General features: G+C 74.2%; 10 protein-coding genes. 3 read left to right on the top strand and 7 right to left on the bottom strand.

The window, feature by feature from the left end; genetic code table 11:
• Positions 1-165: 165 nt before the first annotated feature.
• Genes O2W15_RS10480 through O2W15_RS10460 form a run of 5 tightly spaced genes read right to left on the bottom strand, consistent with a single transcriptional unit; the run spans position 166 to position 5496 of the window.
• Positions 166-561: a hotdog fold domain-containing protein gene (locus O2W15_RS10480; protein ID WP_269179376.1), complete on the bottom strand. Its 396-nt coding sequence runs from the start codon at positions 559-561 to the stop codon at positions 166-168.
• Positions 558-1343 (bottom strand): OAM dimerization domain-containing protein, encoded by a 786-nt coding sequence (locus O2W15_RS10475; RefSeq protein WP_269179375.1) that lies wholly within the window; start codon positions 1341-1343, stop codon positions 558-560. The genes O2W15_RS10480 and O2W15_RS10475 overlap by 4 nt, the downstream gene beginning before the upstream one ends.
• A complete protein-coding gene (locus tag O2W15_RS10470) occupies positions 1336-2913 on the bottom strand; it encodes a lysine 5,6-aminomutase subunit alpha (RefSeq protein ID WP_269179374.1) in 1578 nt (525 codons plus the stop codon). The genes O2W15_RS10475 and O2W15_RS10470 overlap by 8 nt, the downstream gene beginning before the upstream one ends.
• 49 nt (positions 2914-2962) lie before the next feature.
• Positions 2963-4468: an amidohydrolase gene (locus O2W15_RS10465; protein WP_269179373.1), complete on the bottom strand. Its 1506-nt coding sequence runs from the start codon at positions 4466-4468 to the stop codon at positions 2963-2965.
• On the bottom strand, positions 4465-5496 hold the full coding sequence (locus tag O2W15_RS10460) for an L-erythro-3,5-diaminohexanoate dehydrogenase (protein ID WP_269165428.1): 1032 nt from the start codon (positions 5494-5496) through the stop codon (positions 4465-4467). The genes O2W15_RS10465 and O2W15_RS10460 overlap by 4 nt, the downstream gene beginning before the upstream one ends.
• A 130-nt stretch (positions 5497-5626) precedes the next feature.
• Here O2W15_RS10460 and O2W15_RS10455 point away from each other — a divergent pair, with 130 nt between their 5' ends.
• The 3 genes from O2W15_RS10455 to O2W15_RS10445 all read left to right on the top strand — a co-directional run bounded on the left by O2W15_RS10455 (position 5627) and on the right by O2W15_RS10445 (position 9057).
• On the top strand, positions 5627-6994 hold the full coding sequence (locus tag O2W15_RS10455) for a KamA family radical SAM protein (protein ID WP_269179372.1): 1368 nt from the start codon (positions 5627-5629) through the stop codon (positions 6992-6994).
• 101 nt (positions 6995-7095) lie between these two features.
• Positions 7096-7608 carry a GNAT family N-acetyltransferase gene (locus O2W15_RS10450; protein ID WP_269165430.1) on the top strand — a complete coding sequence of 171 codons (513 nt, stop codon included), beginning with the start codon at positions 7096-7098 and terminating at the stop codon, positions 7606-7608.
• Positions 7609-7620: 12 nt separating this feature from the next.
• The gene (locus O2W15_RS10445) at positions 7621-9057 is read left to right on the top strand and encodes a lipase maturation factor family protein (RefSeq protein WP_269179371.1); all 1437 of its coding nucleotides are present in this window, start codon (positions 7621-7623) and stop codon (positions 9055-9057) included.
• A 3-nt stretch (positions 9058-9060) separates the two neighbouring features.
• On the opposite strand, the gene O2W15_RS10440 is transcribed toward O2W15_RS10445, so the two are convergent.
• Both O2W15_RS10440 and O2W15_RS10435 read right to left on the bottom strand, forming a co-directional pair.
• A complete protein-coding gene (locus tag O2W15_RS10440; RefSeq protein ID WP_269179370.1) occupies positions 9061-9927 on the bottom strand; it encodes a lysophospholipid acyltransferase family protein in 867 nt (288 codons plus the stop codon).
• Positions 9928-9969: 42 nt separating this feature from the next.
• The gene (locus O2W15_RS10435) at positions 9970-11133 is read right to left on the bottom strand and encodes a carboxylate-amine ligase (RefSeq protein ID WP_269179369.1); all 1164 of its coding nucleotides are present in this window, start codon (positions 11131-11133) and stop codon (positions 9970-9972) included.
• Positions 11134-11273 lie beyond the last annotated feature (140 nt).

Raw genomic sequence — 11273 nt, 5'->3', positions numbered from 1 at the left:
GGGACGAGCGCGCGACTGTGCCGAGGGGGAAGCACACCCCGGTCTCCCGGGATGGGGCGACCCCGACCCTAGGCACCGACCCGACGTCGGGGAACCCCTCCGGACCACTGGTTCGGAGCGTCACCGCGATGGGACACCGGGTGGCGTGCCGATGTCCCGGCGGGGTCAGGCGGAGCCACCGGGGACGACGAGCGTCGCCACCGCCTCCACCACCCGCAGCGGCGGGTCGAGCACCTGGGCGGCGGAGGCGCCGCGGGAGGGGTCGGCGCGGGCGACCACGTCGGCCCAGCAGCGCAGCTCCCGGCTGCGGCGGCCGACCCGGACCACCTCGCAGGTCGCCTCCAGGACGTCGCCGGCCTGCACCGCCGCGAGGAAGGAGACCTCCGAGTAGCCGGCGAGCAGCCCCTCGTCGCCGTCGGTGCGGATCGCCACCTCGGTCGCGACGTCGCCGAACAGGCCGAGCGTGTAGGCCCCGTCGACGAGCGAGCCGCCGTAGTGGGCGTGCGCGTGCGGCACGTAGCGGCGGTGGGTGACGGTGAGCCCGACCCGGGCGTTGGTCATGACGGTTCCTCCTCGGGGACGAGTGCGTGCACCAGGTAGCTGGCGACCTCGCCGGGCGTCGTCCCCCGGCCGAAGACCTTGTCGACCCCCAGGTCGGCGGCCATCGCCGGGTCGAAGCGGGGACCGCCGACGACCAGCAGCGGCCGGGACTCCCCCATCGCCTCGCGGAACGCCCCGGCCAGCTCGCGGGTGTTGCGCAGGTGCGCGTCCCGCTGGGTGACCACCTGGGACACCAGGACGGCGTCGGCCTTCCGGGCCCGGGCGGCGTGCACCAGCTCCGGCACGCTGACCTGAGCACCGAGGTTGGCCACTTGCAGCTCCCGGTAGTACTCCAGGCCCTTCTCCCCCGCGAAGCCCTTGAGGTTGAGGATCGCGTCGATGCCCACGGTGTGCGCGTCGGTGCCGATGCAGGCGCCCAGGACGACGAGGCTGCGCCGGAGCCGGGTCTTCACCGCGGCGTTGACCTCGCCCGGGGAGAGCAGCGGGTAGGGGCGCTCCTCGACGTGGACGGCGTCCAGGTCGACCAGGTGCCGCACGCTGCCGTAGACGACGAAGAAGGTGAAGCCCTCCCCGATGCCGTGCGAGTGCACCACCATCGCCGGCTCGATGCCCATCTTCTGCGCCAGCTGCAGCGCGGCGCCGTCGGCCTTGGGCCCGGGCGGGACGGGGAGGGTGAACGACGTCTGCACCATCCCGTCGCCGGTGGTGTCCCCGTACGGCCGGACGACGCTCCCGCCCTCCCGAGGACCACCAGAATGGCCATTCTGGTGGTTGTCAGGCACGGGACACCTCGCGCTCCAGCAGTTCGGTGGCCGGGTCGAAGTGGTCGGCGGCCTTGCGGACGACGCCGTCCAGGCCCTTGCCGCCGTCCGGGGACCGCTTGGTGATCCCGAAGGTGCCGTCGGCGATCGCCTGGATCAGGCCCTGCGGGTGTGCGGCGATCCGCTCCAGCAGCTCGACCGCCTCGGTCAGCACGGTGTGCGCCCGGCGGTCGATGAAGCCGCCGGGCTGGGGGGCGAAGTCCTCGTGCAGGTTCCCGGCGGCCTCGAGCACGTAGCGGACGTTGCGCAGCGCCAGGTCGCGGTCGCTCAACCAGGGGGTGACCACCGCCTCGGTCATCATCCCGACCAGCAGGATGCCCTGGCCGGTGAGCGCCCCGGCCAGGTTGAAGAACCCGTCCAGCAGGTAGCCGCGGAAGACGTCGCCGGTCATGTGCTTGGTCGGCGGCATCCACTTCAGCGGCGCGTCCGGGAACAGTCCGCGGGCCAGCAGTGCGTGCGCCAGCTCCAGCCGGAAGGACTCCGGGACCGCCGGGTCGATCTCGAAGGCGTGCCCGAGGCCCAGCTGCCAGTCCTCGAGCCCGGCCTCGTGCGCCAGCCGCTCGTTCAGCAGCTGGCTGACGGTGACGGTGTGCGCCTCGTCGACGGCGTCGGCGGTGGTGAGGTAGTTGTCCTCGCCGGTGTTGATGATGATCCCGGCGCGGGCGTGCACCATCCGGCTGAACCGCTGGTCGACGAACGTCCGGTGCGGGTTGATGTCGCGGAAGAGGATCCCGTACATCGCGTCGTTGAGCATCATGTCCAGCCGCTCCAGCCCGGCCAGGACGGCGATCTCCGGCATGCACAGCCCGGACGCGTAGTTGGTCAGCCGGACGTAGCGGCCCAGTTCGGCGCTGACGTCGTCCAGTGCGGCCCGCATCAGCCGGAAGTTCTCCTGGGTGGCGTACGTGCCGGCGTAACCGGTGCGGGTGGCGCCCTCGGGCACGTAGTCCAGCAGCGACTGCCCGGTGGAGCGGATGACGGCGATGACGTCGGCCCCGGCGCGGGCGGCGGCCTGCGCCTGTGGGATGTCCTCGTGGATGTCGCCGGTGGCCACGATCAGGTAGATCCACGGACGGCGGGGTGGGTCGCCGTGGGTGGCCACCAGCTCCTCCCGCCGGGCCCGGTTGGCGTCGATCCGGGCGATCCCGGCACCGACGGCGGCGCGGGCGGCCTCCCGGGCCCGGTCGGAGGCGGCCCCCTCGGGCACGGTGAACCGGGCGGTGCCGGCGCCGACCTGCTCGGCGAGGTCCTGCAGCGTGCCGCCGGAGCCCAGCGCGTGCCAGACCGGCAGGGCGACGCCGTGCTCCAGACCGACCTGGTCGCGGACCGCGTCCACCACGCGGTTCACCCACGGCACCTCGCCGTCGCCGTCCACCGGGTCGGTGCCGGTCAACCCGGCCAGCCGCAGCGTGGCCCGTTCCACCGAGACGGTCGTGTAGGTCGCGGCCAGGTCCACCACCGGCGCCGCCGCCCGGGCGGCGAGCTCCCGCGCCCGCGCCACCAGCGCCTGGTCCAGCTGCAGTCGGCTCATCGCACTCCCCTGTGTCGGATCGGCTCCGGTGTGGCCCGGTCGGTGACGGTCAACACGGCTCCCCGGCGACGATCAGCTGGCGGCAGGTGGGGCGGGCCCGGGCGGCGAGGACGGCGGAGAGCGTCAGCTCGGTCGCCCACAGCGCCAGGTCCGCCGGCGCACCGACCGCCAGTGGCCCCTCCGGGTGCTCTCCGCGGGTGGCGACCCAGCCGCCGTGGGTCGCCGCGTCGAAGGCGTCGAACGGGCGCATGCCCGAGCCGGGGGTGGTGTGGTCGACCGCGGCGTGCACCCCGCCCCACGGGTCCAGCGGGGTGACCGGGGCGTCGCTGCCGATGGCCACCACCACCCCGGCGTCGACGAGGTCGGCCAGCGGGTTGCAGCCGGCGGCCCGCTCGACGCCCAGCCGCTCGGCGTACATGCCGGCCGGCCCGCCCCACGCGGCGTCGAAGGCGGGCTGGACGCTGGCGACCATCCCCCACCGGCGCAGCTGGTCGATCGCGGCGTCGCTGACCATCTCCACGTGCTCCAGGCGGTGCCGGCAGGCCCGGACGGCGTCCCGGCCCAGCTCGTCGACGACCGCGCCGACCGCGGCCAGCACCTGGTCGACGGCGGCGTCCCCGATGCAGTGGAACCCGGCCTGCAGCCCGGCGACGGTGCAGGCGCGGACGTGCTCGACGAGGGCCGCGGTGTCGAAGCGCAGGGCGCCGGTGGTCTCCGGCCGGTCGGCGTAGGGGCTGCTCAGCGCCGCGGTGTGCGAGCCGAACGCGCCGTCGCAGAACAGGTCACCGCCGGCGCCGGCCAGCCGCAGCTCCCGGACGACGTCCAGCCCGCCACGCTCGGACAGCTCGCCCCAGTACCCGACCACCCGCGGCCCGGGCACCTCGGCGGCCAGCGCGAGCAGGCCGGCGAGGTCCTCGGCGCTGGACACCTCCGGGCCGGCCATCTCGTGCACGCTGCCGATGCCCAGCGCGGCCGCGGCGGCCAGGGTGGCCCGCTGGGCGCTGCGCCGCTGATCGGCTGGCACCGATCCGTAGGCGGCCTGCCGGGCGGCGTGGTGGGCGTCCAGCCGGAGCCGGCCGTCGGGGCTGTACCCGGGCAGCTCGGTGATGCCGGGCACCCGGTCCAGCAGGGCGGTGGAGACGGTGGCCGAGTGCACGTCGACCCGGGCCAGGTAGGCCGGCCGCTCCCCCACCACCGCGTCCAGGTCGTGCCGGGTGAGCCCGCGGCCCTCGGGCCAGGCCGTCTCGTCCCAGCCGGTGCCGAGCACCGTGCCGGTGGGGGCGGCGGTGGTCTGGGCGGTGACGCCGGTCAGCGCGGACCGCAGGCTGTCGGCGCCGTGCAGGTCCAGCCCGGTCAGCGCCAGGCCGGTGGCGGTGGCGTGCACGTGGGCGTCGACGAACGCGGGGGTCAGCAGCGCTCCCCCGCCGTCCAGCACCCGGGCAGCCGTGGGTGCGTCGGCCGCGGCACCCAGCCAGGCGATCCGCCCGTCGACGACGTGCACGGCACGGCCGGGCCGGTCGCCGACCGTCACGTCCCGGATGAGCAGCCCGCTCACGAGGCGCGGACCCGCGGCTCGATCAGGGACCGCACACCCGGCGAGTGCCGGTAGAGGTCCATCGCCAGGGCTGCGTGCCCCGGCGTGTAGCCGTTGCCCACGAGCATCGTCACGTCCGCCGCCATCCCCTCAGCTCCCAGGGCCGCCGCCGAGAAGGAGGTGGCCATGGAGAAGAAGACCACGGTGCCGCCGTCGGCCGTCGCGAGGACCGCTCCGTGCTCGGCGCCGGGGGTGTCGACGCACACGACGGTGACGTCGACCGGCTGGCCGACCGCTGCGGCGACGGCGAACGGATCGGTGGCGTCGGCCACGACCACCTCGTCGGCCAGCCGCGCCGCCCGCAGGGCCGTGGCCTCCCGCTCGTCGCGGACCACGCCGACCAGCCGGCCCGCGCGGGCGTCCCGGGCGGCGGCCAGGCTCAGACAACCGGACTTGCCGGCGGCACCCAGGACGGCGACCGAGGGCCGGTGACCCGAGCGGTGCACGACCCGCTCGGTGGCCGCCGGGGCGCCGCAGACGTCGAGCACCGCCAGCGCCACCTCCTGGGGCAGGTCGTCGGGGAGCACGGCGGCGATCGAGCGGGCGAAGAGGACAGCCGTCCCGGCGGCCGGCACCTGTTCGCTGCGCCCGTCCCACTGCGCCAGTCCGTCGGTGATCCGCAGCGGGGTGAGCGTGAGGGAGACCAGGGTGGCCACCCGCTGGCCGGGCTCCAGGCCGAGTGGGGAGTCGTCGCCCACCTCGTCGACGACGCCGATGAGCATCCCGCCCGAGCCGGTGACCGGGTTGTGCATCTTGCCCCGGCTCCCGACGATCCCGAGGACGGCGGCGCGTACCCGGTCACCGTCCCCGCCGTGCTCCTCGGCCAGCTGCCGGTAGGAGGCGGCGTCGAGGTTGAGCCGGTGCACGGCGATGCGGACCTCGTCGGGGCCGATCCGTGGGTCGGCGTCCAGCCGGGCAGCCGCCTGGGGCAGCACGCCGACCGGTTCGAGCACCCGGTGCACGCCGAGGCTGCGGTGCAGTGCGTTCATCACCACCGTCGTCCCTTCGTCGTCTCCGATTCGACACCGGAGAACCTATCGTTATCCGCCCCTGACGCCGCACTTTTTCCCGTAGGGTCGCGGTGTCGAAGTCGAAGACGTCGCGCGGACAGGAGTTCCGGTGCTGGAGCAGCCCTACGAGTACACCGCCCGTGAGCTCATCGAGCCGGACTGGCGGCGGTTGCCCGGCTTCGCCGAGGTCACCGACGAGGACTGGCGCAGCGCCCAGTGGCAGCGCGCGCACTGCGTGAAGAACGTGCGCCAGCTGCGCGGCGTGTACGGCGACCTGCTGGACGAGTCGTTCTACGCCGACGTCGAGGCCGACCAGGCCGGGCGGGCGACGATGTCGCTGCTGCTGCCACCGCAGATGCTCAACACGATGGTGCCCGCGGCACTGCCCTCGACCGCTGCGATGCTCGCCGACCCGGTGCGCCGCTACATGCTCCCGGTCGCCTCCGACCGGCTGCCCGGTGACGAGGCGAGCCACCCGCACGCGGCCCGCGACTCGCTGCACGAACACGAGATGTGGGCCGTCGAGGGCCTCACCCACCGCTACCCCACGAAGGTGCTGGCCGAGCTGCTGTCCACCTGCCCGCAGTACTGCGGGCACTGCACCCGGATGGACCTGGTCGGCAACTCCACCCCGGCGGTGGACAAGCTGCGGTTCGACCTGAAGCCGGTCGACCGGCAGGCCGAGATGCTGGCCTACCTGCGCCGCACCCCCGGCGTCCGGGACGTCGTCGTCTCCGGTGGCGACGTGGCCAACCTGCCGTTCAAGAACCTCGCCGCGTTCGTCGAGGGGCTGCTGGAGATCGACTCGATCCGCGACGTCCGGCTCGCCTCCAAGGCGCTGATGGGCCTCCCCCAGCACTGGCTGCAGCCGGAGGTCGTCGACGGGATGGGCCGGCTGGCGGCCATCGCGCGGGAACGGGGCGTCTCGCTGGCGGTGCACACCCACGTCAACGCCGCGCAGTCGGTGACCCCGCTGGTCGCCGAGGCCACCCGGGCGCTGCTGGCGGCCGGCGTGCGCGACGTGCGCAATCAGGGCGTGCTGCTGGCCGGGGTGAACGCCACCGCCGGGCAGCTGCTGGACCTGTGCTTCGCGCTGCTCGACGGCGCCTCGATCACGCCCTACTACTTCTACATGTGCGACATGATCCCCAGCGCCGAGCACTGGCGGGTCTCGCTGGGCACCGCGCAGACCCTGCAGCACGACGTCATGGGGTACCTGCCGGGGTTCGCGACGCCGCGGATCGTGTGCGATGTGCCTTACGTCGGCAAGCGCTGGGTGCACCAGGTCGCCGAGTACGACCGCGAGCGCGGCATCTCCTACTGGACGAAGAACTACCGCACCGGCATCGAGCGCACCGACGCCGACGCCCTCGACCGCCGCTACGCCTACTACGACCCGATCGCCGGGTTGCCCGCCGAGGGCCGCGCCTGGTGGGCCGCCCAGCGCGACCGTCAGCTCACCCCCACCGGCTGCTGACGGACCCCGCTGCCCCCACCACTCGCAGGCTCGTGGCGGGCCCCTGCGGCGGGGCCGGAGCTGGGGTTTTCGACCGGGCGGACGGCGGTAGGCACCTCCGGGTGGAACTGCTGTGCACCGACCGGCTGCGGCTGCGGGCCTGGACGACGGACGACGCCGACCTCGCCCGCCTCGCCGACCTGTACAGCCGGGACGAGGTGACCCGCTGGCTGGGCGGGGCACCCACGGTGTCCCCCGCTGAGCTGGTCGAGCGCTGGCGGCTGGTGCACCAGCTGGACCCGGCGCACGGGTGCTGGGCGATCGAGCCGCGCAGCGGGGGCCCACCGGCCGGCACGGTGCTGCTCAAGCCCCTCCCCCAGGGCGTCGGTGAGGTCGAGGTCGGCTGGCACCTGCACCCGGACAGCTGGCGGCTCGGCTACGCCACCGAGGCGGCCCGGGCGGTCGTCGACCGGGCGTTCGACGACGGGCTGCTGGAGGTCTACGCCGTCGTCCGGCCGGGCAACGAGGCCTCGCTGCGGGTCTGCCGGAAACTGGGCATGCAGCCGCTGGGCCGCACCACCCGCTGGTACGGCACCGAGCTGGAGGCCTTCCGGCTCGAGGCCCCACCAGACTGAGCGGAGGGCGTCGTGGAGTGGTTCGCCGACCCGGGCGCCTGGTGGGGTCGTTGGCTCTTCACCCGGGGCCTCGCGCTGGTCTACCTGATCGCGTTCGTCGCCGCGCTGCGCCAGGGGCGGGCGCTGTTCGGCACCCACGGCCTCACCCCGGTACCCCGGTACCTGGAGCGGGCCTCGTGGAAGCGCAGCCCGAGCCTGTTCCACCTGCACTGGTCCGACCGGTTCTTCGCCGGCTGCTGCTGGACCGGCATCGCGCTCTCCGCCGCCGCCCTCGGTGGGCTGGCCGACCGGCTGCCGCTGGCCGGCTGGATGGCGCTGTGGGCGGTCCTCTGGGCGCTCTACCTGTCGATCGTGAACGTCGGGCAGATCTGGTACGGCTTCGGCTGGGAGTCGCTGCTGCTGGAAGCCGGGTTCCTCGCCGTCTTCCTCGGCCCGGCGCACGTCGCACCACCCGTGCTGGGCATGTGGCTGCTGCGCTGGCTGCTCGTCCGGCTGGAGCTCGGCGCCGGGTTGATCAAGATGCGCGGTGACCGTTGCTGGCGGGAGCTGACCTGCCTGAACTGGCACCACGAGACCCAGCCGATGCCCAACCCGCTGAGCTGGTGGTTCCACCGGCTCAGCCCCCGGCTCCACCGGGTGGAGACGTTGGCCAACCACGTCACCCAGCTGGTCGTCGTGTTCGGGCTGCTGGCGCCGCAGCCGATCGCCGGGGTGGCGGCGCTGGTCATCGTGGTCACCCAGGGGTACCTGCTGATCAGCGGCAACTTCGCCTGGCTGAACGCGCTGACCCTGGTGCTGGCCCTGTCGGTGGTCGACGGGCGCTGGCTGGCCGCCGTCCTGCCCGTCGACCGCCCCGACGAGCTCTCCTCCCCCACCTGGTTCGTCGGCGTGGGGATCGGGCTGGCGGTGCTGGTCGCCGTGCTCAGCGTGGCGCCGGTGCGGAACATGCTGTCACCGGGGCAGCGGATGAACACCAGCTTCGACCCGCTGCGGCTGGTGAACAGCTACGGCGCCTTCGGCTCGGTGACCAAGGTGCGCCGGGAGCTGGTGGTCGAGGCCACCGACGGCACCGGGCCGGACGCCGTGTGGCGGGAGTACGAGTTCCGCGGCAAGCCCGGCGACGTCCACCGCCGTCCGCCACAGTGGGCGCCCTACCACCTGCGGCTGGACTGGCTGATGTGGTTCGTGGCCCTCTCCCCCGCCTACGGCCGGGCCTGGCTGCTGCCCTTCCTCGGCAAGCTGCTGGACGCCGACCCGGCCACCCTGCGGCTGCTGCGGTCGGCGCCCTTCGGCACCGACCGCCCCGCCGCGGTGCGGGTGCTCGTCTACCGCTACCGGTTCACCACCCGCCAGGAACGGCGGGAGACCGGTGCGTGGTGGCACCGCAGCCACGAACGGGAGATGGTCGCCCCGCTCACCGCCGACGACGTCGGCGCACGGGTGCGCTGAGGCTCAGCGGCGGACGCGACCCAGCAGCGCCTTGGCCCGGGCCAGCGGGTGCGGGGCCTTGACCCGCGTCCGGTTGCCGGCGGCGTAGTCGGCGTCGTTGATCGCGGCCACCTCCGGGGTCGGCGCGCTGCCGCCCAGGTGGGCCGGCTGCCACCAGCGGTCGCCGTCCCCGGCCGGCTGGTCCGGGTAGGTGCGCTGCGCCTCGTCCAGCAGTTCCACCATCGCCGCCTTGGTGCGGCGGAGCAGGGCCTGCGGCTTCTCCCCCGGCTCGGGGACGATCGGCTCGCCGATGATCACCGTCACCGGGACGTCCCGGCGCAACACCACCTTGTGTGCCTTGGTGGCGATGCGCTGCCCACCCCAGACGGCGGCGGGGACGATCGGCACCCCGGCCTCGACCGCCATCCGGGCTGCGCCGGCCTTGACGTCCTTGACGGTGAACGAGGTGCTGATCGTCGCCTCGGGGAAGATCCCGACGAGGTGGCCGTCCTTCAGCGCCCGGACGGCGGCGTCGAACGCCGAGGCACCGGCCTTGCGGTCGACCGGGATGTGCTGCATGGCGCGCATGAAGGGCCCGGCGAACCAGTGCCCGAAGATCGCGGCCTTCGCCATGAACCGCACCAGCCGGTGCTGCGGCAGCGCGGCGAGCCCGAGGTAGGTGAAGTCGAGGTAGGAGACGTGGTTGCTGCAGATGACCGCGCCACCGGTGGCCGGGACGTGCTCGGCCCCGCGGATGTCGAACCGGAAGCGGAACAGCCGGAAGACGACCAGCACGAGCCGGATCACCGACCGGTAGGGGCGGTCCCTCGGGTCCGGCTTCGGCCCGAACAGGTCTCGGCGGACGACGTCGCCCCAGCTGGCCGTGTGCATGGGCGGACCCTAACCAACCCGGTCGCGCGCGGCGTTCCGGCCTCAGCTGCCGTGAGTGGCGGCGACCGCGGCCCGGACGACGGCGGCCGGGTCGCTGGTCTCGTCGAAGACCGCGCGCTGCACGGTCGCCCCGGTGCCGCGGCGCAGGACGTCGGCGACGCCCGCCTCGACGCGTTCGTCGTCCCCGCTCTCGCGCAGGGCAGCGCGCACGTGCTCGAGCAGGGCGGTGACCACCTCGGCGGCAGAGGCCGGCTGGCCGGTCCGCGGGTCGACGAGGTCCCCGGTCAGGCCAGAGCGGCCGGCCCGCCAGCCGGCGACGCGGAGCACCTCGGTCCGCACCTCCGGCGCCGGGACGCCGGCCCGCCACTCCCGGGCCGCGGTCTCGACCAGGCCGCGCACCAGCCCGGCCAGCAGGACGGCGTCCTCCACCCGCAGCGCGACGTCGGACACCCGCACCTCCACCGTCGGCCAGGTGGCCGAGAGGCGGGCGTCGAAGTAGACCATCCCCTCGTCGAGCACCGTCTCGGTGGCGACCAGCTCGGCGATCAGCTGGTGGTAGCGGGCCGGGGTGCCGAACACGGCGTTCGGACCGGCGGAGGGCCACCGGTTCCAGACCTGGGAGCGGAAGCTGGCGTAGCCGGTGTCCCGCCCGGACCAGAACGGCGAGTTGGTGGTCAGCGCGGTCAGCACCGGCAGCCACACCCGAATCCGGTCGAGGACGGCCACCCCCTCCTCGTCGCCGTCGACGGAGACGTGCACGTGGCAGCCGCAGGTGAGCACCTCGACGGCGGTGAGGCCGAAGACCTCGACCATCTGCGCGTACCGCTCCCCCGGCGTCGTCTCCGGTTCCACGGCCACCGGCGAGCTGGCCAGGGCCGCCACCCGGGCGCCCACGGTCGCGGCGGCCGCATCGGCCCGGGAACGCCAGTGCCGCAGCTCCGCGGCCACCTCGTCGAGCTCCCGGCAGACCCGGGTGCCCAGCTCGATCTGCTGCTCCTTCAGCTCGGGCACCAGGCGAGGGCCGGCCGGGGCCCCGGCGGCGTCGGTGTCGGGCGCCGCATCGGACTGCTGGGCCCGGTCGTGCTCTCCGACCGTCTCCCCCTCGCCACGGCGGGCGGCCACCTCCAGGGCCTCCGGGGCCAGCGGCACCGGCACCCCCGCCGGATCGACGACCAACAGTTCTTCCTCGACTCCGACGGTGCGCACCGCCCCATGATCACGGGCATCCCGGTCGTCGTGCTCGCTGAGCCCGGCTCCGGGGGCTGGTTGTTACTGCGGTGCGCCCGCAGGGCGCGAGGTCTGTCATCGGCAGGTGACGACAATGATTTCTCGTGACATTGTTGGGG

This window comes from Modestobacter sp. VKM Ac-2979 (assembly GCF_026967995.1).
Classification (GTDB): Bacteria; Actinomycetota; Actinomycetes; order Mycobacteriales; family Geodermatophilaceae; genus Modestobacter.
Note: the sequence above shows the minus strand (reverse complement) of the source record. Positions and strands in the feature narration are given on the sequence as shown.